The 24,957-nt window shown below is 75.2% G+C and carries 19 protein-coding genes, 2 pseudogenes and 1 riboswitch; of the genes and pseudogenes, 8 read left to right on the top strand and 13 right to left on the bottom strand.

The window, feature by feature from the left end; genetic code table 11:
* Positions 1-28 precede the first annotated feature (28 nt).
* From ACFY23_RS14845 to ACFY23_RS14835, 3 genes are all read left to right on the top strand, one after another.
* Positions 29-2,518 carry a S8 family serine peptidase gene (locus ACFY23_RS14845; RefSeq protein ID WP_350685111.1) on the top strand — a complete coding sequence of 830 codons (2,490 nt, stop codon included), beginning with the start codon at positions 29-31 and terminating at the stop codon, positions 2,516-2,518.
* 46 nt (positions 2,519-2,564) lie between these two features.
* Entirely contained in the window at positions 2,565-3,491 is a 927-nt protein-coding gene (locus tag ACFY23_RS14840; protein WP_350685112.1) for a GNAT family N-acetyltransferase, read from the top strand.
* Between the two features lie 92 nt (positions 3,492-3,583).
* A complete protein-coding gene (locus tag ACFY23_RS14835) occupies positions 3,584-3,781 on the top strand; it encodes a hypothetical protein (protein WP_350685113.1) in 198 nt (65 codons plus the stop codon).
* Positions 3,782-3,839: 58 nt separating this feature from the next.
* Here the strand turns inward: ACFY23_RS14835 and groL are convergent, their stop codons facing one another.
* The 3 genes from groL to ACFY23_RS14820 all read right to left on the bottom strand — a co-directional run bounded on the left by groL (position 3,840) and on the right by ACFY23_RS14820 (position 7,280).
* A complete protein-coding gene (groL, locus tag ACFY23_RS14830) occupies positions 3,840-5,462 on the bottom strand; it encodes a chaperonin GroEL (RefSeq protein WP_350685114.1) in 1,623 nt (540 codons plus the stop codon).
* 275 nt (positions 5,463-5,737) lie between these two features.
* The gene (locus ACFY23_RS14825; protein ID WP_350685115.1) at positions 5,738-6,985 is read right to left on the bottom strand and encodes a hypothetical protein; all 1,248 of its coding nucleotides are present in this window, start codon (positions 6,983-6,985) and stop codon (positions 5,738-5,740) included.
* A 91-nt stretch (positions 6,986-7,076) separates the two neighbouring features.
* On the bottom strand, positions 7,077-7,280 hold the full coding sequence (locus ACFY23_RS14820; RefSeq protein WP_013288855.1) for a cold-shock protein: 204 nt from the start codon (positions 7,278-7,280) through the stop codon (positions 7,077-7,079).
* A 209-nt stretch (positions 7,281-7,489) separates the two neighbouring features.
* Here ACFY23_RS14820 and ACFY23_RS14815 point away from each other — a divergent pair, with 209 nt between their 5' ends.
* Positions 7,490-8,035, top strand: coding sequence for a GNAT family N-acetyltransferase (locus tag ACFY23_RS14815; RefSeq protein ID WP_350685116.1), 546 nt, complete (start codon positions 7,490-7,492; stop codon positions 8,033-8,035).
* Positions 8,036-8,087: 52 nt separating this feature from the next.
* Here ACFY23_RS14815 and paaN read toward each other — a convergent pair whose 3' ends face one another.
* The 3 genes from paaN to thrC form a co-directional block, all read right to left on the bottom strand.
* On the bottom strand, positions 8,088-9,761 hold the full coding sequence (gene paaN, locus ACFY23_RS14810; RefSeq protein ID WP_350818963.1) for a phenylacetic acid degradation protein PaaN: 1,674 nt from the start codon (positions 9,759-9,761) through the stop codon (positions 8,088-8,090).
* A 52-nt stretch (positions 9,762-9,813) separates the two neighbouring features.
* A complete protein-coding gene (locus tag ACFY23_RS14805) occupies positions 9,814-10,833 on the bottom strand; it encodes a GNAT family N-acetyltransferase (protein WP_350686175.1) in 1,020 nt (339 codons plus the stop codon).
* A 369-nt stretch (positions 10,834-11,202) separates the two neighbouring features.
* Entirely contained in the window at positions 11,203-12,489 is a 1,287-nt protein-coding gene (gene thrC / locus ACFY23_RS14800) for a threonine synthase (protein WP_350686173.1), read from the bottom strand.
* Between the two features lie 10 nt (positions 12,490-12,499).
* Positions 12,500-12,635: riboswitch (SAM riboswitch) on the bottom strand.
* A gap of 172 nt (positions 12,636-12,807) precedes the next feature.
* Between thrC and ACFY23_RS14795 the strand changes: the two genes are divergently transcribed.
* Positions 12,808-13,533 (top strand): hypothetical protein, encoded by a 726-nt coding sequence (locus ACFY23_RS14795; RefSeq protein ID WP_350686172.1) that lies wholly within the window; start codon positions 12,808-12,810, stop codon positions 13,531-13,533.
* A gap of 48 nt (positions 13,534-13,581) precedes the next feature.
* Here the strand turns inward: ACFY23_RS14795 and ACFY23_RS14790 are convergent, their stop codons facing one another.
* The gene (locus tag ACFY23_RS14790; RefSeq protein ID WP_350686170.1) at positions 13,582-14,505 is read right to left on the bottom strand and encodes a hypothetical protein; all 924 of its coding nucleotides are present in this window, start codon (positions 14,503-14,505) and stop codon (positions 13,582-13,584) included.
* 514 nt (positions 14,506-15,019) lie between these two features.
* Between ACFY23_RS14790 and ACFY23_RS14785 the strand changes: the two genes are divergently transcribed.
* The gene (locus ACFY23_RS14785; RefSeq protein ID WP_350686169.1) at positions 15,020-15,718 is read left to right on the top strand and encodes a DUF4232 domain-containing protein; all 699 of its coding nucleotides are present in this window, start codon (positions 15,020-15,022) and stop codon (positions 15,716-15,718) included.
* A 12-nt stretch (positions 15,719-15,730) separates the two neighbouring features.
* Here the strand turns inward: ACFY23_RS14785 and ACFY23_RS14780 are convergent.
* Positions 15,731-16,685: pseudogene (locus ACFY23_RS14780) on the bottom strand (ABC transporter permease).
* A complete protein-coding gene (locus ACFY23_RS14775) occupies positions 16,603-19,467 on the bottom strand; it encodes an alpha/beta fold hydrolase (RefSeq protein WP_350818961.1) in 2,865 nt (954 codons plus the stop codon). The pseudogene ACFY23_RS14780 and the gene ACFY23_RS14775 overlap by 83 nt, the downstream one beginning before the upstream one ends.
* A 468-nt stretch (positions 19,468-19,935) precedes the next feature.
* Between ACFY23_RS14775 and ACFY23_RS14770 the strand changes: the two genes are divergently transcribed.
* The gene (locus ACFY23_RS14770; RefSeq protein ID WP_350818959.1) at positions 19,936-20,535 is read left to right on the top strand and encodes a hypothetical protein; all 600 of its coding nucleotides are present in this window, start codon (positions 19,936-19,938) and stop codon (positions 20,533-20,535) included.
* Between the two features lie 22 nt (positions 20,536-20,557).
* Positions 20,558-22,936 (top strand): AAA family ATPase, encoded by a 2,379-nt coding sequence (locus ACFY23_RS14765; protein WP_350818958.1) that lies wholly within the window; start codon positions 20,558-20,560, stop codon positions 22,934-22,936.
* A gap of 139 nt (positions 22,937-23,075) precedes the next feature.
* Here ACFY23_RS14765 and ACFY23_RS14760 read toward each other — a convergent pair whose 3' ends face one another.
* From ACFY23_RS14760 to gvpJ, 4 genes and pseudogenes are all read right to left on the bottom strand, one after another.
* Complete coding sequence (locus tag ACFY23_RS14760) at positions 23,076-23,510, bottom strand: gas vesicle protein K (protein ID WP_350685734.1); 435 nt, start codon at positions 23,508-23,510, stop codon at positions 23,076-23,078.
* On the bottom strand, positions 23,507-23,764 hold the full coding sequence (locus ACFY23_RS14755; protein WP_350685733.1) for a gas vesicle protein: 258 nt from the start codon (positions 23,762-23,764) through the stop codon (positions 23,507-23,509). The genes ACFY23_RS14760 and ACFY23_RS14755 overlap by 4 nt, the downstream gene beginning before the upstream one ends.
* Positions 23,765-23,804: 40 nt before the next feature.
* Positions 23,805-24,644 carry a GvpL/GvpF family gas vesicle protein gene (locus ACFY23_RS14750; RefSeq protein ID WP_350685732.1) on the bottom strand — a complete coding sequence of 280 codons (840 nt, stop codon included), beginning with the start codon at positions 24,642-24,644 and terminating at the stop codon, positions 23,805-23,807.
* 154 nt (positions 24,645-24,798) lie between these two features.
* Positions 24,799-24,951, bottom strand: a pseudogene (gene gvpJ / locus ACFY23_RS14745) (gas vesicle protein GvpJ); the annotation flags it as partial.
* Positions 24,952-24,957 lie beyond the last annotated feature (6 nt).

Raw genomic sequence — 24,957 nt, 5'->3', positions numbered from 1 at the left:
ACACCGTCCGGGCCGTACTGTCTGTGGAATGGAGATCGGCCCCCCGTTCCCCGCTGGTCAGCCCGCCCCGCTCCCGCCGGCCGCGCCGGCCCGGCCGAGTCCGTGGCCGGTGGTGGCGGCGGTGGTCGCCGGCTGCTGGACGGTCGGGTTCGTGGTGGTCAGCCAGCTCGGCGGGTGGCTGGCCGACCAGATCATGCTGGCCGCCGGGCGGGACCGCGTGGTGTGGCTCTGGCCGGCGACGGTGCTGTTCACCGTGCTGCTGGTCGGCGCGCCCGCGCTGTCGCTCGCCCTGCTGCCCCGCTCGGCGGCGGTCCGCGCCACCGGCCGGGCCTGGCTGGCCGCGGCGCTCGTGCTCGGCGCACTGGGGCTGCTCCGGGCGCTCCCGCCGGTGCACCACGAGGCGTACCTCGCGGCGCTGGCCGCCACGGCCGCCCTGGCCACCCTCGTCCTGCGGGCGCTCGCCCGCCGCACCGCCGCGACGCCCCGGCCGTCCGCCCCGACCGCCACCCTGCTCGGGGTGGCCGGCGGGCTGGCGCTGCTGCTGCCGTGGGTCTGGCTGGGGGCGCTCGGCGGGCTGCTGGAGACGGTGCTCGCCGGGCTCGCCGCCGCCGCCCTGGGCGCGCTGGCCGGGGCGCTGCTGGACGACGCATTCTGGTCCCGCTTCGCCGTCGGCGAGCCGCCCCGGCCGGCCCGGCTGGTGCTGGTCGGCGGGCTGGTCGCCGGGGTCGCGCTGCTCGTCCTCGCCGCCGGGGTCGGGCAGTCCGGGGCCCATCTGCCCCTGCTGCTGACCCTGCCGCCGGCCGGCTTCGCGCTGGCCGCCCTGCACGCGGCGGCCCGCCGCCCGGCCGCCGCGACCCCGGGCGCGGCGTCGGCCGACCCGTCGGGCACCACGGGGGACGGGCCGGGCGGGCGCGAGCCGGGCGGGCGTGCCGGCGCGGCCGGGGTCCGCGCCGCCACCCGCTGGCTGGTCGGTCTCGCCGTGTTCGGCCCGCTGGCCTTCACCGATCCCGAGGAGATCACCCTCGTCCTGACCACCACCCGGGACGTGCCGTTCTGGGTGGCGGCCGCCGCCGGCGCCGGGCTCGCCGTCGCGGCCGTGCTCGCCGTGGCGTACGGCGTGCTGCTGGCCCGGGCCCGCAGCCGGCGGCCGAGCCGGCGGGTGGCCGGGGCGACCGCCGCGGCCCTGCTGGTCGCGGTCGGCGCGGTGGCCGTCGGCGCGGGCCAGCCCGGCCTGCACGGCGAGCGGCTGTTCGTGGTGCTGCGCGAGCAGGCCGACCTGAGCGGCGTGCTGGCGGCGGCCGGGCGGGCCGGCCGGGACGCGCGGGCCGGCGAGGTCTACCGGCGGCTGGTCGACACCGCCGAGCGGACCCAGGCCGACCTGCGCCGGGACCTGCGCCGGCTGCGGCTGGACCACACCTCCTACTACCTGGTCAACGCCATTGAGGTGGACGGCGGGCCGGCGGTGCGGGCCTGGCTGGCCCGCCGGCCGGAGGTGGCCCGGGTGCTGGTCAGCCAGCGGGTGCGGCCGCTGCCCGCGCCGGCCGGCCGCAGCCGGGGCACCGCGCCCGCGCCGGCCGGCCCGGAGTGGAACGTCCGGATGCTCGGCGCGGACCGCGTCTGGTCGCAGCTCGGGGTGGACGGCTCCGGGATCGTGGTGGGCAGCTCCGACTCCGGGGTGGACGGCGGGCACCCGGCGCTGGCCGCCGGCTTCCGGGGCGGCGACGACTCCTGGTACGACCCGTGGGACGGCACCCGGTCGCCGACCGACCAGGGCGGGCACGGCACGCACACGGCGGGCAGCGCGGTGGGCCGAGGGGGGATCGGGGTGGCCCCGGGCGCGCAGTGGGTGGGCTGCGTCAACCTGGACCGTAACCTGGGCAGCCCCGCGTACTACCTGGACTGCCTCCAGTTCATGCTGGCGCCCTTCCCGCCCGGCGGGAACCCGTTCACGGACGGGCGCCCGGCGCGCGCCCCGGACATCCTCACCAACTCGTGGGGCTGCCCGCCGATCGAGGGCTGCGACCCGGGGGCACTCCGGCCGGCCACCGCCGCCCTGGAGGCCGCCGGCATCCTGGTGGTCGCCGCCGCCGGCAACACCGGCCCTTACTGCGGCTCGATCGACGACCCGCCCGCGCCGTACGCGGACGTGCTGACCGTCGGCGCGGTGGACGCGCAGCGCCGGGTCACCAGCTTCTCGTCCCGCGGACCGGTGCCGGGGGCGGCGAAGCCGGACCTGGTCGCCCCCGGCCACGAGGTGCTGTCGGCGATGCCCGGCGGCGGGTACGCCACCCTGAGCGGCACCTCGATGGCGACCCCGCAGGTGGCCGGCGTGGTGGCACTGATGTGGTCGGCCAACCCGGCGCTGGTGGGCGACCTGCCCCGCACCCGGCAGATCCTGCGGGACACGGCGACCCCGGCGACGTACGCCCCCCGGACCCAGACCTGCGGCGGCGACGCGAACATCACCGGCGCCGGCCTGGTCGACGCGTACGCGGCGGTGCGGGCGGCCCGCGGGTAGCCGGCCCCTGCCCGTCCCCGTGCCCCGTGATCTAGGGTCGGCGACCATGGATGCGGAGATCGTCGAGCTGACCGCCGACCGGGCGCCCGCCGTGGCGGAGCTGTGCCGCCGGGCGCTGGACCTGCCCGAGGACGCCGCCGAGGCGCCGGCCCTCGTGGACGCGCTCTGGACCCGGGCGGCCGCCGACCGGCCGGTGGTCGCGCTGGGCGCGTACCGGGGGGCGGAGCTGGTCGGGGCGCTGGTCTGCTCCCTGTCGGGGCGGGACGCCGGGCTCGGGCACGTGGACCTCGTGGCGGTGCACCCCGACCACCGGCGCCGGGGCGTCGGGCGGGCGCTGCTGTCGTCCGCCGAGCGGACCCTGGCCGGGCTCGGCGCGGCCGAGGTGCTGCTGGCGGGGAACCCGCCGTACTACGGCTGGCCCGGGATCGACGTGCGCTACACCCCGGCGGTCTGCGCCGCGCTGGCGCTCGGCTACCGGCAGGACCGGACGGCGTGGAACATGACAGCCGACCTGTCGTACGACGACTCCCCCGCGCTGCGTTCGACGGAGGCGGCGGAGGCTCGGCTGGCCGGCCGGGGCGTCTCGGTCCGCCGCGCCGGGCCGGCCGACCTGCCGGCGCTGGCGGAGTTCGCCCGCGCCACGTTCGGCGGCGCGTGGGACGCGGAGCTGGCCGGTTCGGTGGGTCGGGAGGGGGCGGGCTGCCACCTGGCCGAGCGCGACGGCGAGGTGCTCGGCTTCGCCGCGTACGGGTCGTCCCGGCCGAGTTGGTTCGGCCCGATGGGCACCGCCCCGGCGGCGGAGGGCTCGGGGATCGGCGGCGTCCTGCTGCGCCGCTGCCTGCGCGACCAGCGGGCGGCGGGCGTGACGGCGGCGCAGATCGGCTGGGTGGGGCCGGTGCCGTTCTACTCGGGTAGCGCGGGCGCCCGGATCGAGCGGGTCTTCTTCCTGTACCGCAGGACGCTCGGAGAGTGACACGAGGGGGCGAATGGGATATAGACGCTGATAACCCCATTCGCCCCCGTCTCTGCTCGACGCCCCCTACCGTTTCGGTTAAGGAGGCAGCCATGACCACGGACGACGAACGCCCCGGCCCGTTGCCGTTCGACCGGCTCGACTACGGCGACGCCGAGCAGCGGGCGGAGATGACCGGCGCCGACGAGCCGACCGACGAGCCGGTGGCGCTGGTCGACGAGCCGGTCCAGATCCCGCAGCCGTACGGCCGGGCGCAGAAGAGACGCAACCAGAGGCCACTGCCGACCTGACGGCGGAAGGGGCGGACCGCTGACGCGGCCCGCCCCTTCCGGCGTACTGGAGCTGGACTCAGAAGTCCATGTCCCCGCCGCCCGGACCAGCCGGGGCGGCCGGGGCCTTCTCCGGCTTGTCCGCCACGACGGCCTCGGTGGTGAGGAAGAGCGCCGCGATCGACGAGGCGTTCTGCAGCGCCGAGCGGGTCACCTTGGCCGGGTCGATGATGCCCGCGGCCAGCAGGTCGACGTACTCGCCGTTGGCGGCGTTGAGGCCGTGACCCGGCTCGATGTTGCGGACGTGCTCGACGACGACGCCACCCTCGAGGCCGGCGTTGACGGCGATCTGCCGCAGCGGGGCGTCCAGCGCGATCTTGACGATCTGCGCGCCGGTCGCCTCGTCGCCGGTCAGGTCCAGCTTGTCGAAGGCGGTCTTGCCGGCCTGCACCAGCGCGACGCCACCACCCGGGACGATGCCCTCCTCGACGGCGGCCTTCGCGTTGCGGACGGCGTCCTCGATGCGGTGCTTGCGCTCCTTCAGCTCGACCTCGGTGGCCGCGCCGACCTTGATCACCGCAACACCGCCGGCCAGCTTGGCCAGGCGCTCCTGCAGCTTCTCGCGGTCGTAGTCGGAGTCGCTCTTCTCGATCTCGGCCCGGATCTGGTTGACCCGGCCCTGGATCTGCTCGGCGTCACCGGCACCGTCGACGATGGTGGTCTCGTCCTTGGTCACCACGACCTTGCGGGCGCGGCCCAGCATGTCGAGGCCGACGGCGTCCAGCTTGAGGCCGACCTCCTCGCTGATGACCTGGCCACCGGTGAGGATGGCGATGTCGGCCAGCATGGCCTTGCGGCGGTCACCGAAGCCCGGCGCCTTGACGGCGACCGACTTGAAGGTGCCCCGGACCTTGTTGACGACCAGGGTCGCCAGGGCCTCGCCCTCGATGTCCTCGGCGATGATCAGCAGCGGCTTGCCCGACTGCATGACCTTCTCCAGGATCGGGAGCAGGTCCTTCACCGACGAGATCTTGCTGTTGACGATCAGGAGGTAGGGGTCGTCGAAGACGGCCTCCATGCGCTCCGGGTCGGTCATGAAGTAGGCCGAGATGTAGCCCTTGTCGAAGCGCATACCCTCGGTGAGCTCGAGCTCCAGGCCGAAGGTGTTGCTCTCCTCGACGGTGATGACGCCTTCCTTGCCGACCTTGTCCATCGCCTCGGCGATGATCTCGCCGACGGTGCTGTCACCGGCGGAGATGGAGGCGGTGGAGGCGATCTGCTCCTTGGTCTCGACGTCCTTGGCGAGCTTCGACAGCTCCTCCGAGACGCTGGCCACGGCGGCCTCGATGCCCCGCTTCAGGGCCATCGGGTTGGCGCCGGCGGCCACGTTGCGCAGGCCCTCGCGGACGAGGGCCTGGGCCAGGACGGTCGCCGTCGTCGTGCCGTCACCGGCGACGTCGTCGGTCTTCTTGGCGACCTCCTTGACCAGCTCGGCGCCGATCTTCTCGTAGGGGTCCTCGAGCTCGATCTCCTTGGCGATGCTCACACCATCGTTGGTGATGGTGGGGGCACCCCACTTCTTCTCGAGCACGACGTTGCGGCCCTTGGGGCCGAGCGTCACCTTCACGGCGTCGGCGAGCTGGTTCATGCCCCGCTCGAGGCCGCGGCGCGCCTCTTCGTCGAACGCGATCATCTTGGCCATACGGCGTTGTCCTCCTGGACACTCACGGGCCACCCGGAGGTTGTGTCCCGGATGGGCCGCCTGGTGTACGCACCTTGGGGACGTCGCCACCTGGCGACGACGACGTCTCCTCGGCCGGGCCGGATAGCCCGCGACGACCGGCCATGTGCCGCACCGGCGTGTGGACGCCCGTGCGACCGTGGCCCTACCGCCCCGACCATTGGCACTCACGGTATGCGAGTGCCAATGACTTGTTTAGCACTCTCCCCTGCCGAGTGCAAGCACGCCCGCCTCGCTCAGCCGAGTTCACCGGCCAGCCGCGCGCTGTCCACCGGCCCCTCGTGGGCGCGCTGCTCGGCGTACGTGACGACCAGGCCGACCTGCTGGGCGAGGTGGGCGGGCAGGCCCAGCACGCCGCCGAGCGCCGCCACCGCGATCGCGCCCACCGCCGTGCCCGGCGACTCCAGCGGGGTGACGCCGAACGGCAGCGAACCGATGCCCTCCACCAGGCCGGCCGCCCCGCCCCCGACGATCACCGCCGCCGCGACGAGCGCCACCCGGCCGAGCAGCAGGCCGAGCCGGTCGTGGAACATCCGGAACGAGCGACCGATCGGGTGCTGCCGTTCGAAGAGGTAGACGGGGCCGGCCATGCTCAGCGCGAGAGCGAAGTAGATGCCGGGGATGACGCAGAAGCACACCCCGAGCCCGATGATCACGCTCATCAGCAGGGTCCAGCCCCAGAGGCCCGGCGCCCGGCGCAGGCCGTAGCCCAGGGCGGCGCCGACGGTCACCGGCTGGCCCGCCGCCTGCCGGGCGACCACCCAGGTGCCGGCGGCCCAGCCGAGGCTCTGCACGAGGCCGAAAACCAGGGCGCCCCCGATCAGCACGGCCATCATGGTGCCCACGTCGCCCAGGAAGGTGTCGGGCAGCGCGGCGGGGTCGTCGGCCATCGACTCCTCCCACTTGGCCGACGGGTCGACCACCAGCGCGAGCACCGACAGCACCACGGCCGGCAGCACCTGGGTGAGCAGCAGGATCGGCAGCAGTTGCCGCCAGCCCCGACGCACCGCGCCGACGCACCGGTTGAACCAGCCGCTCACGCCGCCGCCGGGCGGGGTGACCAGCGGGTCGGCCGGGTCGAGGCCGGGCGGGTACCACCCGTGGACCGGCTGCCCCGGGTACGCGACCGGCTGCCCCGGGTACACGACCGGCGCGCCCGGATACCACGGCTGCCCGCCGTACGGGCCGGAGCCGGCCGGGTAACCGCCGGCGGGCGGGTAGACCCACCCCTGCGGCTGCTGCGCGCCGGGGCCCGGCGGGGGCACGACGCCCGGCTCGCCGGCGGGCACGGGCGTGGCCGCCGACTCCCCGGCCGCGGGCGGGGGCGTGACCGCCGGCTCCCCGGAGGGTGCGGGCGGGTACGCGACAGCCGGGTCACCGGCGGGCGGGGGCGTGGTCGCGCCAGGCGGCGGCGCGGTCGGATCGCCGGCCGCGGCGGGGCCGGGGTCTCCCGGCGGCGTGGCCTGGGGCGGCTGGTCGGACATGAACCCTCCTCAGCGACGGCTGGAACGGCTCACGATCTTTCCTGCCGGGCACCCGTACCGCATCCCCACCCCGGTGTGGCGGGCGGCGGGGTCAGGCGATGACGCGTACGCGCTCGGCCTGCGGCCCCTTCTGGCCCTGGGCGATCTCGAACTCCACCCGCTGGCCGTCGTCCAGCGCCTTGTAGCCGTCCATCTCGATCGCGGAGAAGTGGACGAACACGTCCTGCCCGCCGTCCACGGCGATGAAGCCGTAGCCCTTTTCGGCGTTGAACCACTTCACGGTGCCCTGTGCCACGGTCCACTTCCTCACTCTGCACGGCGTTCCACAACCCCGGAGGCCGGCGGACCGGCACCGGAGGACCACCGAACCGGCGGTCGGGGGAGGCCGCTGAATCGGTGACCGAAATCGCACGCTACACGAGGCGTGACGGCGGCGCACGACCCCAAATCGGGCATATTCCGATCGAGGGGCATCGTCATCCGTCGTTGTGGTAGGCATGCGGCATGACGAGCACGCCGGACGGGCCGGGGCGGGGGCCGGCGGGCGCCCGGCACGCGGAGATCCGGCGGGTCCGGCCGCGGGACGCCGCCCGGATGCGGGCGCTGCGGCTGGAGATGCTCGCCGACGCGCCGCTGGCCTTCCTGGAGACCCTCGCCAACGCGGCGGCCCGGCCGCACGCCGACTACGCGGCCCGGATCGCCGACGTGTCGGCAGGCGCGGACACCGCGCAGTTCGTCGCGGACCCGGGCGGCCGGCTGGTCGGGCACGCCGGGGGCACGGTGGCCCCGGAGGAGCCCGGGCTGACCGTCGTGTACGCCGTCTACGTCACCCCGTCGTGGCGGGGCACCGGCCTGCTCGGCGAACTGGTCGAGGCGGTGGCCGCCTGGTCCCGGGAGTGCGGCCGGCCCGAGCTGATGCTGGAGGTGGTGGTCGGCAACGACCGGGCCTACCGCGCCTACCAGCGGCTGGGCTTCGTCGACACCGGCGTACGCGTGCCACACCCCACCGTGCCGACGCTCACCGAACTCCAGATGCGCCGCTCCGCCTGACCCCCTGCGGGTATCCGGGGCAGCCCGCCCCGGAACCCGACAGGAGGAACTCTCAGGCGTGCCGGCGCGACTGCACGATGCGGAACCGGTTGGCCACGTAGGCGCCGTCGGTCAGCGCGGAGTTGGCCGCCGCGTTCGCGCCACTGCCGTGGAAGTCGGAGAAGGCCGCCGACTGGTTCACGAAGACCCCGCCGGTCAGGTTGCAGGACAGGTGCACCCCGACCTCGATCGCCGCCGCCTCGGCCGCGTCGAGGACCGTCTCGTCGGTGGAGTAGACCGCCGCGGTGAGCGCACCCTTCTCGCCGACGGTGGACCGCAGGATCTCCAGGCTGTGCGCGGTCGAGTCGGTCGCGATGGCGAACGAGATGGGGCCGAACCACTCCTTGGAGTAGGTCGCCGTGTCGTCGGCCGCCAGCTTGACCAGCGTCGGGGTGCGGACCACCGCGCCGGGGAAGGCCGGGTGCTCGACCGTACGCGACTCCAGCACCGTCTCGCCGACCTTGGTGACCTCGTCGAGGCGCTCCAGCACCCCGTCGTTGACGATCGCGCCGGTGAACTCCACCCCGCGCGCCGGGTCGGCGGTGAGCTTGCCGATCGCGGCGGCGATCCCGCCGGCCACCTCGTCGAAGCTCTTGTGCCCCTGGTCGGTGGTGATCCCGCCGGCGGGGATGAGGATGTTCTGCGAGGTGGTGCACATCTGGCCGCTGTAGAGGGTCAGCGTGAAGCCGAGGTTGCGGCACATCCCGGCGAAGTCGTCGGTGGAGTCGACCACCACCGTGTTCAGGCCGGCCTTCTCGGTGTAGACCGCCGCCTGCCGGGCGTTGGCCTCCAGCCAGTCGCCGTACTCGGTGGAGCCGGTGAAGTCGACGATCTTCACGGCCGGGTGCAGGGCCAGCGTGGAGGCGAGCTTCTCGCCGGGGGCCTCGGGGGCGAGCAGCACCAGGTTCGGGTCGAAGCCGGCCTCGGCGAGCACCTCCCGGGCGTACCGGGCGGTGATGGCCAGCGGCAGCACGGCGCGGGGGTGCGGCTTGACGACCACCGGGTTGCCGGTGACCAGCGAGGCGAACAGCCCCGGGTACGAGTTCCAGGTCGGGAAGGTGTTGCAGCCGATCACCAGCGCCACGCCGCGGGGCACCACGTGGAAGGTCTTGGTCATCCGCAGCGGGTCGCCCTTGCCGGCCGCCTTCTCCCAGCCCGCCGTCCCCGGGTGCCGGGTCATCTCCGCGTACGCGTAGGCGACCGCCTCCAGCGCGCGGTCCAGCGCGTGCGCGCCGCCGGCCTGGAAGGCCATCACGAACGCCTGGCCGCTGGTGAACTGCACCGCGTTGGCCAGCTCGAAGATGTGCTTGTGCAGCCGGTCGAGGATCTCCAGGCAGACGCCGGCCCGGGTCTGCGGGCCGGCGTCGCGCCAGCTCGGCAGGGCGGCGGAGGCGGCGGCGACCAGTTCGTCGGCGCCGGCGTGCGGGTAGCGGACGCCCAGCTCGACGCCGAACGGGCTGGTCTCGGTGGCGACCCGGTCACCGGCGCCCGGCTGGTCGAGGGGGAAGTCGCCGCCGAGGTACGCCTCGAAGGCGGCCTTGCCGTCGGCGGCGGCGGTCTCGCCGTAGACCCGTGGGCTGGGCGACTCGGGGTAGGCGGACCAGTACCCGCGCTCCGTGATCGCGGTCAGCGCACGGGTGAGGGTGTCGGCGTGCCTGTCGTACAGGGGGTGCGGGGTCTCCGTCATGCCCGCCATCATGCAACAGGAAGCCCCAGGATCAGTAGGGCCGTGTCACAACTCAGATCGTCAGCTGCCAGTCGGTCCAGCCGTCGATCGGGCGGAAGCCGAGCCGCTCGTTGATGGCGATCATGTGGCTGTTGGCCGCCGCGTTGAAGGTGTCGACCGCGCGGACCGCCGGCTCGTGGGCGAGCAGGTGCCGCAGGTTCTCGATCTTGACGATCAGGCCGAGCCGGTGCCCCCGGTGGGCGGGGTCGACGATGGTGATCTGCTGGAACGCGTGCCAGTCCGCCGAGGCGCCGACGTCGAGCAGGGTCCAGGCGACCACCCGGCCGGACGCCTCGTGGCGCACCGCCGTGTGGTAACGCCGCCGCCCCCGCGCCTCCAGCGCCCGCTCGATGCCGCGGACCCGTTCGACGTCGATCCGCTCGGGCTCCCACTCCACGTCGCCGAGGGGCGCGTCGGCCATCAGCCGGCCGTCGAGGTAGGCGACGTCGGCGGCGTACTCGTCGGGGCTGCGCCCCTGCCAGCGGAGGACTCGGTAGCCGGCGGCCCGGGTCCGGGCCTCGGCCAGCGCGGTGTCCAGCCCGTCGTGGTCGAGCCGGGTGGTGTCGAGCCGGCTGCGGATCTCGGCCAGCGCCGGCTGCGCGCCGGTCGACGCGGCGAAGGCGGCGCCGGCCTCGGGCCGGGCCGGGCCGCCGGGCAGCGTGGCGACCGCCATCCCGAGCACCCGCTTGCGGCCCCGCTCGCGCAGCAGCCGTACGGCGTGCTCGTGCAGCGCCCGACCCACCCCACGACGCCGGTACGCCGGGTGCACGATCAGGTCGGCCGTGGCGTTCTCCGTGTTGTCGAGCTGCGGCAGGTCCAGCCCGAGATAGCCGGCCGGCACGCCGTCGAGCCGGGCCAGCGCCCAGAGCGGGGTGTTGCCGGGCATCGGGTGCCGGATCGCGGCCTCGAAGCGCCGCCGGCAGAAGGGCGGGAAGTCCGGCAGGTCGACGTCGTTGGCCGCCGCGCCGATCTCGTACGCCGCGTCGATCGCGGTCTGGTCGGCGGCGTCGATCGGCGCGATCGTGATGCTCATGCTCCGAGGGTGGCCCGGGAACGACGATCGGGCCAGCGATTAAACCGCTGGCCCGATCGGACGTTGGTCGGGAGGGACGCTCGCACAACGCCTCCGGCGTTGGGTCGCAAGAACTCAAAGTCTCCGGCGAAACGCCCTCCCGCACGAAGCATCTTGCGCCGTCCGGTTCCTGCCGTCAAGTCCTTGTCGGCGCGTTTTCCGCACTCACAGCGAAAAGCCAGTTACCCGGCGGATCGACCCGATCCCCCGTCCGGGCGAGCCGCCCCTCCCCCGTCCGCGCCGCGATCGTGCACGTTGTGCCATCGACCCGCCCGAACAGCAGCGGGCCGGCCGGGTGCGCCCGAGCGCGGCGGGCGGGGGTAGGACAGGTCAGCCGAGGAGGCCGGCGTCGCGGGCGGCGCGCAGCGAGGGCCTGATGCGGTGGGTGGGGCCGGCCTGGGCGGCGATCGCGTCGAGGGTCTTGAGGCCCTCGCCGGTGTTGAAGACGACGGTCTCCGCGGTCGGGTCGAGCCGGCCGGACTCGACCAGCTTGCGCAGCACCGCCACGGTCACCCCGCCCGCGGTCTCGGCGAACACGCCGGTGGTGCGGGCCAGCAACTGGATGCCGGCACGGATCTCGTCGTCGTCGACGTACTCCATCCAGCCCCCGGTGCGGCGGACCGCCTCCAGGGCGTAGAGGCCGGCGGCCGGGTCGCCGATGTTCAGCGACTTGGCGATGCCCGTCGGCTTGACCGGCGTGATCGTGTCGGTCTCGGCGTGCAGGGCGGCGGCGATCGGGTTGCAGCCGGCCGACTGGGCGCCGAAGACCTTCCAGCCGCCGGCCGGCGCCTCGACCAGCCCGATCTCGACCAGCTCGGCGAACGCCTTGTCGACCTTGGTGAGCAGCTCCCCGGAGGCCATCGGGATGACCACCTGCGCCGGGATCCGCCAGCCGAGCTGCTCGGCCACCTCGTAGCCGAGCGTCTTCGACCCCTCGGCGTAGTAGGGGCGGACGTTGACGTTGACGAACGCGGTGTCCTCGAACTCGTCCGTCTCCACCAGCTCGCCGCAGAGCCGGTTCACGTCGTCGTACGAGCCGTCGACGGCGACCAGCTCGCCGCCGTAGACCGCGGTCGTGACGACCTTGCCCTGCTCCAGGTCGCCGGGGATGAAGACCACCGACGGCGCCCCGGCCCGGGCGGCGTGCGCGGCGACGGAGTTGGCCAGGTTGCCGGTGGAGGCGCAGGCGTAGCGGGTGAAGCCGAGCGCCCGGGCGGCGGTCAGCGCCACCGAGACCACCCGGTCCTTGAACGAGTGGGTCGGGTTGGCGCTGTCGTCCTTGACCCAGAGCGGAGCGGTGATGCCCAGCTCGGCGGCGAGATGCGGGGCGGCGACCAGCGGGGTGAGGCCGGGGTCGAGGGTGACCCGGGTCGCCGGGTCCTGGCCGGCGGGCAGCAGCGCCGCGTACCGCCAGATGTTCTGCGGGCCGGCCTCGATCTGCTCCCGGGTAACCGTCGCCAGCGCGGCGGCGTCGTAGTCGACCTCCAGCGGGCCGAAGCACTCGTAGCAGGCGTGCTGGGCGGCGAGCGGGTAGCGGGCCGAACAGGCGCGGCAGACCAGGGCGCGGGCGGGGCTGGCGGCGGTGTCGATGCCGGAGGCGGCGAGCGTCGACGTCATGTCGAGATTCCTCTCATCTTTCCCCGCATCGCGCTCTGCGGCGGGGACGGAATTGGCACCTGCCCCGCCGGTCGCTCTGCGGTGAGCGCGCGGGGTGGTTGCCGGGGCGTCGTCGGGCCGTATCCCTCAGCCCCTCTGGATGAGGTATGCAGTTGTTCCGCCGAGTCTAAGCGCTGTCGCCGCCCGGGCCGACGACAGATCCCACGCTGTGAGCTGCCCGCCTGTGCGGGAGCGCTCACATGGTGACGCGGCCCACTGCCGTTCGGGCTGGCGGAGACCCGCTACCGTGCGGGCTCGTTGACGGAAAGGAACCGCGCGATGCGTCGCAAGCTCGTCCCGGTGGTGGCGCTCTCCCTCGCCTGCGCGCTGGTGTTCACCACCGCCTGCTCCTCGGGCAGCCGGAAGAAGCGGAACCGGTCCGCCGACCGGCCGTCCGGCACCTCGGCCACGCAGGCGACCCCGACCCCCCGCCGCGCGGCCGACCAGCTCACCTGCGCCGAGCTGCGCGACACCCGGGTCGGCAGCGGGAAGGTCCGCTACCGGGGGTACGCCGACCCGATCCGCCTCGTGAACGGCCGCTGGTCCGACCGGAACGGCACGACGGTGGAGTTGCAGCAGCCGTGCGCCGTGGGCGACCTCGACGGCGACGGGGCGGACGACGCGGTCGGCGTGATCGTGCTCGACGGCGGCGGCACCGGCCGCTTCTTCACCTTCGCCGCCTGGCGCAACGTCGAGGGCGAGCCGGACTACCAGGCCCAGGTCGACCTCGGCGACCGTACGCCGGTGGAGAGCGTCAGCGTGCGCGACGGCAGGGCGACGGTCGTCTACCTGACTCGGCCCGCGAACGCCCCGATGGCGGAGCTGAGCATCCGGCGCACCGCCGTCTACCAGCTCAGGGGCACGACGCTGGCCGAGCTGAGCCACACCGACGCCCGGGTGACCGGGGCGTCGGGCGACGGGGACAGCGCCGACTCCGGCACCACGGCGGACTCTCCCGACTCCCCCGACTCCCCCACCCGCAAGCGCAGGCCCCGTTCCCGCTGACGCCCCGCCTATGGTCGTACCGAGCAGACGACCTTGCGACCGGCCGCCTCAGCTCGGGCCCCCTCGGCGGGCTGGTGGCCTCGGTAGCCGTACGAATTCGGTGGCCGTGCAACCCTGCTGACTCACCTCGCCGAGGCAGCCCCACCCCGAGGCCGGTACGCGCTCGAAGTACTGCACGGGCTGCGACGGGATGGCCTCGGTGGTGAACGTGCCCGTGCCGCTCGGGATGCGTTGCTCGTGGGAACCGGTCGTGTCGGTGTACGAGGCGACGATGTGCCACTCGCACGTGTGGGTCGACACCTCGGGTTGGATACGGAACGCCATGTTCGACTGACCGTTGCCCAGTTCGACGACGTTGCGGCGGAAGTACAACTGGCCCTCGTGCGGCTCGCCCTCGTCCAGGACGTACGGGCCGCGCGGTTTGTCCGTCGGCCCACCGGTCAGGTCCCACAGCAGGCCCTGCCGGGACTCGGCACCCGCCGGGGGGATGGTGACGACGGTCTGCGCGGTGGGTGCCCGGCACGAGTCCTTGACGGCAGTCATGTTGTTGATCGTGAGCCCGGCAGCGCGGTCGCTGTTCAGGTTCAGGTCGAACGTCTGGGCATGGCCGCGATTCTCGTTGCCGTCCTCCAGCGGCGCCACATAGGACGCATGCTCGACGACCCGGCCGCCGAGCGGCTTCAGGAACTCCCACACGCGCGACGCGTCGCCGTTCAGGGCGGTGAGGGTGGCCTGCTCGCCCTCGGTCAGGGGCCGGTCGAGCAGCACGCTGAAGGCCTCGGGCAGGTACTGGCCGTAGTCGAGGGGAGTCACGGTGGACACGAACGCGGGCTGCTCCCGGTCGACCGCCTTCTGGGCCTGCTTGTCCGAGCGGGCCCGATCGGTGGCCGTCGACCGGTCCAGGAAGAAGTTGGCGTGGTAGGCGAACAGCACGCCGACCACGACGATGACGGCGGCGGCGGTCACGTACACCGCACGCTGCCTCGGCGGAAGCCCGCGAAACCCGGGCAGCCGTTCATCGGCCAGCACGGCCCAGGCTTTCGGCCCGGGCTCCCGCCCGGACGGCTGCTCCGGTGGCGGTGCGGGCAGGGAGGTGGACGACGGCACAGCCGCCGGCACGGACGACGGCGCAGACGATGGCGCGGACGACGGCGCGGACGGGGACATCGACGGCTCAGCCGGTGGCACGGGCGACGGCTCGGCGGGCGGCTCAGGCTGCGGCACGGCGGGCGGAGTGGGCATACCCCCGATTCTCACTCACAGGCGCCACGCCCTTACAGACCGCTCGGCGCCGCCTGGGTTCGCACACCGATCACCTCGCCCACGTTGGGGACGGGTGATGTCGTAGACGATTCAGCTCGACAGGCACCGCGCGGGGTGGCCCGGTCCGGCCGGTCCCTCAGGTGGGGCAGCTCGAACAGCGCCGCCGGCGTCCGCCGGCCCGCGTGTCCGAGGCTCGGCGACACACCGGTGCGATGATCAGGCGATGGCGACCCCCGCGCACCGACCCGTACCGTGCTCGCGCGGTGGAGTTCCAGGACCGGCACGGGCGCTCGGGGTCGCGATGGCCGGCCTCGTCCTGCTCGGCGCCTGCTCCCCGGCGACCGAACCGCCGTCGGCCGATCCGGCACCGAGCAGGATGCCGGGAGCGGGCGCGCCAACGCCGGGTTCCGGGGGCGCCCCCGCCGCCAAATGCCCGGAATCCGGCGTTCGGATCAGCTCGCCGGGCTCCGACGCCGCGATGGGCCTGCGGGCCCTCGGGCTGGAGCTGGTCAACTGCGGCACGGAGCCCTACCCGCTGAACGGCTACCCGGCGCTGCGTCTGCACGACGGCGACGGCAACCCGATACCGGTCCGGGTGGTCAACGGCGCCAAGGAGATCACGCCGGGCTTCGACGCCCCGCCCCGACCGCTGACCCTGCGGCCCGGCGAACGGGCCGGGGCCGCCGTGCTCTGGCGCAACCTGGTCACCGACCCGACGGTCGTCGCCACCAACGGCGAGCGCCTGGAGGTCGCGCCCGCCGCCGGCCGGCCCGCGCAGGTCGTCGACCTGGACGGACCGATCGATCTCGGCAACACGGGCCGGATCGGGGTCAGCGCCTGGAAGAAGATGGCGACCGCCCCGGCGCCGACCCGGCCGCTGCCGGACACCTCGGCGCCGAGCAGCTCCGTGCCGCTGCCGTGAGCGTCCGACGCCTCAGCTGGTGACGTCCTTGCGGGTGAAGCGCCAGAAGGCGAGACCCCAGAACAGCGTCGCGTAGCTGATCGCCGAGATCGCGCCGCGTACCACGTCGTCGGTCTGCACCGGCGTCGACAGCAGGCCCAGCCAGGCGGTGGCGTAGTGGGTCGGCAGGAACGCGCGCAGCGCGCCGAGCGCCGTGATCTGGTCGAGGATGCTGGAGAGGATCCACAGCAGCACCGCGCCGCCGACCGCGCCGAGCGCGGCGTCCGTGACCACCGACAGCAGGAACGCCAGGCCGGCGACCACCAGGAGTACGACGGCCAGGTAGCCGAGCACGCCCAGCAGCCGCAGCAGTCCCTCCCCCGGCTCGAGCTGGGCGGCGACCGTGCTGCGCAGCGGCTCCCAGCCGTAGCGCAGCGTGCCGATCAGCAGGGCCGTGCCGGCGAGCAGCAGCAGCGCCAACGCCGAGTAGACGAGCGCGACCAGCAACTTCACCGTCAGAAGTCGGGCCCGGGGCACCGGCACCGCGAGCAGGTAGCGCAGGCTGCCCCAGCTCGCCTCGCTGGCCACCGTGTCCCCGAAGAACAGCGCCACCACCACGACCAGCAGGAACGACGCCGAGACGAAGATGGTGAACAGCGTGAAGTTCAGCCCGCCCGAGGTGGCGAACTCGACCAGGCTGCCGAACTCCCCGCGCCCGTTGTCGTCGTCGTCGCCCGTGTCGAACTGGAAGGCGATCAGGATGATCAGCGGCAGCAGGACCATGAACCCGAGCGCGAGCTGCGTACGCCGCCGGGCGGCCTGCCGCCGGAACTCGGCGCCGAACGGCAGGGTGGCCGACGGCCGGTAGCCCGCCGCCGCGCCCACCGTGGGTGAGGTCCCCGCCATCACCGGTCCCCGCTTCCCCGAGAGTTCTCGCCCACCAGGGCGAGGAACGCGTCCTCCAGGCGGCGCCGCGGCACCACCCGATCCACCCCGATGCCGGCCCGGACCAGCTCGGCGACCACCTCGCTGCGGGCGGTCCCGTTGGTGTCCACCACGAGCTGGCCCTCGCCGTCAGGGAGCACCCGTACCCCGTGCAGCCCGTCCAGCACCGCCCGGGCGGCCGCCGGGTCGGTCACGTCGAAGAGCACGCTCGGCGACTCGCCGACGATCTCCTCGACCGGGCCGGAGGCGACGATCCGGCCCTTGTTCACCACCACCGCGTGCGTACAGGTCTGCTCCACCTCGGCCAGCAGGTGGCTGGAGACCAGCACCGCGCGGCCGTCGGTGGCGTAGCGCTGGAGCACCCGGCGCATCTCGGCGATCTGCGGCGGATCGAGCCCGTCGGTCGGTTCGTCCAGCACCAGCAGTTCGGGCAGGCCGAGCATGGCCTGCGCGATGGCGAGGCGCTGCTTCATGCCGTGGCTGTAGTTCTTGATCTTCCGGTGGACGGAGGCGCCCAGACCGGCGATCTCCAGGGCCTCGTCGAAGTGCGCGTCCTCGGCCGGCCGCCCGGTGGCCCGCCAGTACGCCCTCAGGTTCTCCAGGCCGGACAGGTGCGGCAGGAAGCCCGGTCCCTCGACCAGCGCGCCGATCCGGGACAGCACCGGCGAGCCGGGCACCAGCCGGTGCCCGAAGACGTAGATCTCGCCGGCCGTGGGCTGGGTCAGACCCATCAGCACCCGCAGCGTGGTGGTCTTGCCCGCGCCGTTCGGGCCGAGCAGGCCGACGACCTGGCCGGGGTGCACCTCGAAGTCCACGTTGGAGACCGCGACGAAGCCGTCCGCGTACTCCTTGCGGAGCTGTCGCACGGCGAGCGGGACGCCCGCGTACGCCGGGTGCACGGAGCTGTCCTGGCGGCGGTGCCGGCGGCGGGCCACGGTCACGACCACGACGAGCCCGACCGCGATCGCGGCGACCAGCCCGACCAGCACCCAGCGCCACACCGTGGCGGCGGTGGGGATCGGGTCGCCGGCGACGGCCGGCAGGCTGACCGCGCCGCCGACCGCGACGGTGTGGACGGCGGGCTCGACCGGGGTGGCGTACGCCTGGTCGGAGGTCGCCACCACGACGCGCAGCCGGTGCCCCGCCTCGACGCGACGGACGATGGCCGGCAGCGTGACGGTGACCGGCTGCGCCGCCTCGATCTCGCGCGGCAGGCCGGTGAGCCGGACCGGGGCGACCAGACCGTTGGGCAGGGTGGCCGCGCCGTTGGGGTCGACGTCGTAGAGCTTGACGAAGAGCACCGCCTCGCCGGTCGGCGACGCCGCCCGGACGTCCACGGTCGGCGCGCCCACCACGTCCACCGCCTCGGTCAGCGGCTCCGACTCGAACCGGGCGTGCTGGCCGGGGATGTCCCCGGCGACGCCGCCGAGCAGGGACGACAACTCACCGGCGAAGGGCACCGAGGAGATGGCCGCCGGGTTGCCGGCCGGCGGGTTGGCGACCGGCTGGGCCGGGCCGGCCACCGGGACGTCGCGGCGGGCCGTGCCGGCGACGCCCGGGTAGTCGGCGGTGCGGTAGCCGGTGGCCACCAGGCCCCGGTCGAGGGCGTCGAAGCCGGCGATGCGGGACCAGGTGAAGTCGTCTCCCGGGGCCTCGCCCTCGCCCTTGACGTGGTGGTCGAGCCACTGCACGGTCAGGAACTTCACCCGGTCCGAGTCGGTCTTCGGCCCCTCGCCGCCGTCGTGGCCGCCGGTGAACCAGGCCACCCGGACGGGCGTGCCGGCGGCGGCGATGCCGCGCGCGTTGGCGTCCGCCTCGCCGAGCGGGAAGAGGGTGTCCGCCTCGCCCTGCACCAGCAGGGTCGGCGCCTTGATCCGGTCGAGCACCCCGGCCGGGCTGGACCGGCGCAGCAGGTCCACGGCGGCCTGGTCGGCCCGGCCGGTGGTGGCGATCCGCAGGTACGCGGCGCAGATGTCGGCGGCGAACCGGCCGCACGCCGGGTCGGCGGCCCCGGCCGGAGCCTGCCCCGGGCCGGTTCCCGGGCCGGCGCCCGGCCCCGGGCTGGGCGGGCCGGCGGAGGCGGGCGCCCCCTCGGGCTGGGCGGCGCTGACCCCGGAGAGCCCCGCCGGCCCGGAGCCGACGTTGCCGCCGCCGCCGAAGAAGAGCCCGGCCCAGCCGGACTTGAACACGCCCTCGGTGGGCTGCTTCCCGGTGCTCTCCGGAAGGAAGGAGCGGGACAGGTCGTGCCAGGTGATCATCGGGACGATCGCGTCGACGCGCTGGTCCTGCGCCGCGAGCAGCAGCGCGAGGCCGCCGCCGTACGAGCCGCCGACGACGCCGACCCTCGGGTCGCCGGTGGCGTCGGTGCGGATCTCGGGGCGGGCGGCGAGCCAGTCCAGCAGGCGCTGGGCGTCCCGGACCTCGTAGTCGGGGTGGTCCAGGTGGATCTGCCCGCCGCTGCGGCCGAAGCCGCGCGCGGTCCAGGTGAGCACCGCGTAGCCGCGCCCGGCGAACTCCTCGGCGTCGGCGCGGACGGACTCCTTGGTGCCGCCGAAGCCGTGGGCCAGCAACACGGCCGGCACCCGGCTCGCCGCCGAGGCGCCCTCCGGCAGGAAGAGCGTGGTGTCCAGGTCGACGGGCTGGTCGCCGGCCGGTCCGGAGCGGACGGTCAGCATCGCCGACTCGGCGCGGACGTCCGGCCCCTGCGGCACCACCGCCCAGGTCACGGCGGCGGCGAGCAGCACGACGACCCCCGCCGCGGCGACCGCGCGCCGGCGGGTGGGCAGGGCACGCCGGATCCACGCGGCCGACATCGGCGATCTCATGCGGCACACGGTACGGCCCGAATCCTGAGCGTTGGCTGAGATCCTCCGTACGGCCGTCCGGTCGGTCCGATCGGCGGCGGGACCCGTGCGACCGCCGCGGGTTGAGACCGTCCCAGGGAGATGACTTCGGATCACGTGAATTCCGATGTTCCGCGGAAATCCGCCCCGATCCCGCCATGTCGTGCTGCGGCGTCGCACGCACCGTGCCGAACCCGTGAACGAGCGGTCACATCGCGCTTCATGACGGAAAGCTGACCGTTCGACGACCGGAAGAGCTACGCGCTGGTCGGTTAGTTTTCCAGTCCGGTGCACGGGACTCACCGTCGGCGCCCCACAACCCACCGATCCCCCGCCTCCGCCGGGACGCCCCGCTGGTCGTCCTGAACTTGCGCGCCGGACCGGACCAACCGGGCGGGATGCCCCGAGCCGATCGGCGATTCGACCCGTACCACGCGAAGGGTGGTCGTGATGAGAGGTGGACTGGACGAGACACTGGCCCGGCTGGCCCGGCGCGAGGAGGCGCTGCGCCGGCGGGCCGCCGAGCAGGGCGGGGCGGCGGACGGGGATGCCGCCGCACCGCCGGCAGCGCCGGACGGGGCCGTACGGGCGCGCGGCCGGGCCCGCACGTCGCACCCGGAGCAGCTCGCCGACGGCCGGGGTGAGGCCCGCAACGCCGGGCCCGGCTGGGCCGACGCCCGACGGGCCGCCGAGCGCCGCGACCCGGTGGCGGAGGTCGCCGAGGCCGTCCGCCGGGTGGTGGCGGGCCACCCCGGCACGGCGGTCACCGCCCGGGTCGAGCACGACGGGAAGACGTACCGGCTACGGGTCGCCTGGACCGGCACGGGCGTGACGGTCGGCGCGGAGGCCCCCGCCGTACCGCCGCCGGCGTGGCCGGTGTCGGGCAAGGCGGTGCCGGCCTGGACGCCCGGCCGGGAGGGGCTGGGCGCCGACCCTGCGGCGCGGCTGACCGAGCTGCTCCGCCGCAACCCGTCCCTGCTGGACGACGGCCACCCGCCCCGTGACGGCGCACCCCGGGCCGGGGAGCGGCCGGAGCCGGGCGCGGGGTGACGGCGGCGGCTAGGGTCGGGCGGTGGCGGAACCCGACCTGACCCTGACCGCGAGCCTGCGGCCGGCCGCGCTGGACGCCCGACGGGGCATCGTCCGGCTGCACCCGGAGGTGCTCACCGCGCTGGCGCTGCGCCCGGGCGACCCGGTGCGCCTGGCCGGGCGCCGGGTGACCGCCGGCATCGTCGCGGCCGACCCGACCGCGAGCACCGCCCTGCTCCACGCCGACGACCTGATGCTGGGCAACCTCGGCGTCCGCGACGGCGGTCAGGTGACCGTGAGCCCCCTCCCGGTCACCGCGGCCCGCCGCGTGGTCCTCGCCGGGCCGGCGCCGGTCGCCGCCGTGGTCTCCCCCGAGATGCTCCGGCTGGCGCTGCTCGGCAAGGTGGTGACGACCGGCGACGACGTGTCGCTGCTGCCGCAGGACGTCCTGCCCGACGCCTCGGTACGCAGCCTGGTGGAGGCCGCCCGCCGCAGCCTCTCCAACAGCGTCGGCTACGCCTGGACCAGCACCCTGCTCACGGTGGTCGCCGTCGAGCCCGGCACCGGCTCCCTGGTCACCATGGACACCGTGGTCGGCTGGGACCACGGCCCGGCGACCCACGGCTCCGCCGGCACGGCGGGCTCGCCGGGCGCCCGGGACGCCGGGGCGACGGACGGGCCCGGTCGGGCCGCCGGACCCGGCAGCACCCCGGGGGGCCGACCCCGCCCGGCGGACGTCGGCACGGCGGATCCGCGCACCGGCGGGCCGGCCGGCACGGGCGTCACGGGCCCGGCCGGAGCGGACGTCACCGGCCGGAGCGGGGCGGGCGACGGCGCCCGAGAGGCGGACGAGGAGGCCGCGCCGTCGGTGGACGAGCTGCCCGGGCTGCGGTCCCAGGCCGAGGAGCTGACCGAGCTGCTCGACCTCGGCTTCCACCACCGCGAGGTGCTCGGCCGGCTGGGCACCACCGTCTCGCTGGGCGTGCTGGTCGCCGGGCCGGCCGGGTCCGGCAAGGCGGCGCTGGTGCGCGCGGTGGCCGCCCGGGTCGGGGCCCGGGTCTGCCCGCTCTGGGCCCCCGAGCTGGCCGCGCTGACCAACCAGGCCGCCGCCGAGCGGCTGCGCGCGGCGGCGGCCGAGACGCAGGCGGGCGGCCCGGCGGTGCTGCTGGTGACCGACGTGGAGGCGCTCGCGCCGGCCGACGGCCCGGGACCGGTGGCCACCGTCTTCCGCCAGGTGGTCGCCGAGACCGTCCGGGCCGGCGCGGCGGTGGTCTGCACCACCGGCCGGCCCGAGGCCGTCGACCCGGCGCTGCGCGCCCCGGACCTGCTCTCGCTGCGGATCGGCGTCCCGCTGCCGGACCCGGCGCTGCGCCGGGAACAGCTGACCGTGCTGACCCGGCAGGTCCCGCTCGCCGAGGACGTACGGCTCGACGAGGTCGCCGGGCGTACCCCCGGCTTCGTCGCCGCCGACCTGGCCGCGCTGGTGCGCGAGGCCGGGGTGCGCGCGGCGCTGCGGCAGAAGTCGGCCGAGACGCCGACGGTGGCGATGGCCGACTTCGCCGCCGCCCTGGAGGTGGTCCGGCCGACCACCATGGCGGCGTCCACCCTGGAGCTGGCCGCGGTGACCCTCGACGACGTGGGCGACCTGACGGAGGTCAAGGAGACACTCACCGAGTCGGTGCTCTGGCCGCTGACCTACCCGGACACCTTCGCCCGGCTCGGCGTGCAGCCGCCGCGCGGGGTGCTCCTCTACGGCCCCCCGGGCTGCGGCAAGACCTACCTGGTCACCGCGCTGGCCGGGTCGGGGCGGGCGAACGTGCTCTCGGTCAAGGGGGCGGAGCTGCTGTCGAAGTGGGTGGGCGAGAGCGAGCGCGCGGTCCGCGAGCTGTTCCGCCGGGCCCGCGAGGCGGCCCCCACGCTGGTCTTCCTCGACGAGGTGGACGCGCTCGCGCCGGTACGCGGCCAGGCCAGCGACGGCGGTACGACCGACCGCGTGGTCGCCGCGCTGCTCACCGAACTGGACGGGGTGGAGGCGCTGCGCAACGTGGTGGTGGTCGGCGCGACGAACCGGCCCGACCTGGTGGACCCGGCGCTGCTGCGCCCCGGGCGGCTGGAACGGCTGGTCTACGTGCCGCCGCCGGACGGGCCGGCGCGGGCGGAGATCCTGCGCGCCGCCTCGCGGAACGTGCCGCTGGCCCCGGAGGTGGACCTGGCGGCGCTGGGCGCGGAGCTGGACGGGTTCTCGGCGGCGGACTGCGCCGCGCTGGTGCGGGAGGCGGCGCTGGCCGCCATGCGGGAGTCGCTGACCGCCTCCACGGTCACCGCCGCGCACGTGGCGGCGGCCCGCTCCCGGGTCCGCCCCTCCCTGGACCCGGTCCAGGTCGCCTGGCTCGCGGCGTACGCCGAGAAGCGCGCCAGCTGACCGGCGTACGGTCCGGTCAGCCGTCGCGGTGCGCCGTTCGGGTGCGCGACACGCCCGCCTCCGGGTGGGGACGGGCGTCGCGCGGCCACGGTCGGTCAGACCCGCTCGCCGACCTGGGCGACGAAAGGCCCGCCATGTGTCAGTCTTCGGGCAGCAGGGGGCCGAGCGGGCCGAGGTCGAGGTTGAGGTCCTCGGGGGCCAGGCCGAAGTACTCGCGCAGCCCCGTCATCTGCTCCTCCAGCGCCATCAGCGTCGTGCCGATCCGCTCGACCTGCTCCTCGGTGAGGTCGCCGAGGTCGACGCGGCGCAGCGCCTGCCGCTCCATGAGCTGCCGCAGCAGCTCGATCACGGTGAGCACGAGGCTGGCCAGTCCCCGCTCGACGGAGTCCCGGTCGACCGCGAGCCGGCGGTCCAGCGGGGTCACCCGGGGCGGCTGCCACCGGGTGTCGCCGAGCGCGGCGGCCAGGTCGGCGGCCTCGTCCCGGCGGGTCCCGGCGCCTCGGGCGACGATGCCGCCGCCCCGTGCGTTGCCGACGCCGCCCGGGGCGTCCGTGCCGCCGTCCGGGGCGGTCATGCCGGTGCCCCCGGCGACCAGGCCGCCTCGTCCACGGCGGCGTCCCGCAGCTCGGGCGGGGCGAGCGCGCCGACGGAGGCGACCAGGGCGCGCAGGGAGATCCGGACCAGGTCGACGTCGGCGATGGCGATGGTGATGTCGCCGCTGATCACCACGCCGGTGGCGAGGACCCGGTCCAGCAGGTCCACCAGCGCCACCGGCCGGTAGGCCAGCGGGTCGTCGGCGCTGCTCGGCGCGAGCGAGGTGGTCACCACGCCGGCCCCCGGGGCGGTCGGCGCGCCGGCCCGGGGGCGGTCAGCACGCCGGCTCCCGTACGGTGAGCGCCGGCTCGGGCGGTCGCTCCTCGGCGAAGGAGTACGGCGGCCACGGGCCGGTCAGCTCCAACCGGATCTCCGGGTGCCGCCCGACGAGGGTGTCGACCAGCCGGCCGAAGGCGGCGAACCCCTCCTGCCCGACCAGGTACGCCCCGTTGAGCACCATGGCGGTGGGCGCGCCGGAGAGCCGGCGGTCCTGCGGCGGGTGCCGCCGGGCGGCCACCGCGTGCCCGGCGAGGGCCGCGTGCACGGCGGCTGCGGCGTCGGCGGCGATCCGCTGCCCCTCCTCCCTGGCGGTGAGCTGGGCCCGGCGCCGCCGCAGGTACGCCGCCCCGGCCCCGCCGGAGCCCCCGGGCTCCGCCGCCCGGGGCGTGGCGCCGGGCACGACGTAGCCCTTGACGCCCCATTCGTCCCGGCCGGTGAGCCGGTCCAGGAGGGCGGTCAGCTCGGTCCGGCGGGCGACGAGCTGGCCCGCCACCCGGGCGTCGTCGTGGTGCACGGTGGCCAGCCGGGCGGGCACCACCGCGCCGGCCCGGGACAGCGCCGCCACCACCGCGTGGTGCGCCCTGGCGGCGCGCTCCAGCCAGGCCAGGTCCTCCAGGTTGCGGCGCAGCGCCTCCTCGCCGTACTCGGTCAGCGGCGCGGTGCTGACCACGGCGACCAGCCCGGCGGCCCGCACCGCGCGTACCGGCGTGCCGTCCATCCCGGCGGTCGCGGCGAGCAGGGCCGGGTCCGCCTCCCGCGTCACGCCGTGCAGCCACACCCCGGCGTCCAGGTGCGCGGCCGGGCCGCCGGGCGCGAGGTCAACCGTCGAACTCATCCCACTCCTCCCTCCGGGCGGCGCGCCGGGCGACCCGTGGGCGACGCTCCGCCTCCACCTGCTCCGGGTCCCGCGGGCCGGGCTCGACCGGCGGCCTCGCCCGCGAGCTGAGCCACGGGTCGTGCTCCCACCAGTCGATGCCGATCTGCCGTGCCGTGTCGACGGAGGCGATGACCAGCCGGAGCTTGAGCGTCAGCAGCTCGATGTCGAGCAGGCTGACCCGGATGTCGCCGGCGATCACGATGCCCCGGTCGAGCACCCGTTCCAGGATGTCGCCGAGGTTGGCCGGCTCGTGGCCGGCGGGCAGGACCTG

The organism is Micromonospora sp. NPDC000121, assembly GCF_042899165.1.
Lineage (GTDB): Bacteria > Actinomycetota > Actinomycetes > Mycobacteriales > Micromonosporaceae > Micromonospora.
Note: the sequence above shows the minus strand (reverse complement) of the source record. Positions and strands in the feature narration are given on the sequence as shown.

Coding starts and splice junctions, on each gene's coding strand:
- ACFY23_RS14845 (WP_350685111.1), top strand. CDS start 29: ATGGAGATCGGCCCCCCGTTCCCCGCTGGTCAGCCCGCCCCGCTCCCG.
- ACFY23_RS14840 (WP_350685112.1), top strand. CDS start 2,565: ATGGATGCGGAGATCGTCGAGCTGACCGCCGACCGGGCGCCCGCCGTG.
- ACFY23_RS14835 (WP_350685113.1), top strand. CDS start 3,584: ATGACCACGGACGACGAACGCCCCGGCCCGTTGCCGTTCGACCGGCTC.
- groL (WP_350685114.1), bottom strand. CDS start 5,462: ATGGCCAAGATGATCGCGTTCGACGAAGAGGCGCGCCGCGGCCTCGAG.
- ACFY23_RS14825 (WP_350685115.1), bottom strand. CDS start 6,985: ATGTCCGACCAGCCGCCCCAGGCCACGCCGCCGGGAGACCCCGGCCCC.
- ACFY23_RS14815 (WP_350685116.1), top strand. CDS start 7,490: ATGACGAGCACGCCGGACGGGCCGGGGCGGGGGCCGGCGGGCGCCCGG.
- paaN (WP_350818963.1), bottom strand. CDS start 9,761: ATGACGGAGACCCCGCACCCCCTGTACGACAGGCACGCCGACACCCTC.
- ACFY23_RS14805 (WP_350686175.1), bottom strand. CDS start 10,833: ATGAGCATCACGATCGCGCCGATCGACGCCGCCGACCAGACCGCGATC.
- thrC (WP_350686173.1), bottom strand. CDS start 12,489: ATGACGTCGACGCTCGCCGCCTCCGGCATCGACACCGCCGCCAGCCCC.
- ACFY23_RS14795 (WP_350686172.1), top strand. CDS start 12,808: ATGCGTCGCAAGCTCGTCCCGGTGGTGGCGCTCTCCCTCGCCTGCGCG.
- ACFY23_RS14785 (WP_350686169.1), top strand. CDS start 15,020: ATGGCGACCCCCGCGCACCGACCCGTACCGTGCTCGCGCGGTGGAGTT.
- ACFY23_RS14775 (WP_350818961.1), bottom strand. CDS start 19,467: ATGAGATCGCCGATGTCGGCCGCGTGGATCCGGCGTGCCCTGCCCACC.
- ACFY23_RS14770 (WP_350818959.1), top strand. CDS start 19,936: ATGAGAGGTGGACTGGACGAGACACTGGCCCGGCTGGCCCGGCGCGAG.
- ACFY23_RS14760 (WP_350685734.1), bottom strand. CDS start 23,510: ATGACCGCCCCGGACGGCGGCACGGACGCCCCGGGCGGCGTCGGCAAC.
- ACFY23_RS14750 (WP_350685732.1), bottom strand. CDS start 24,644: ATGAGTTCGACGGTTGACCTCGCGCCCGGCGGCCCGGCCGCGCACCTG.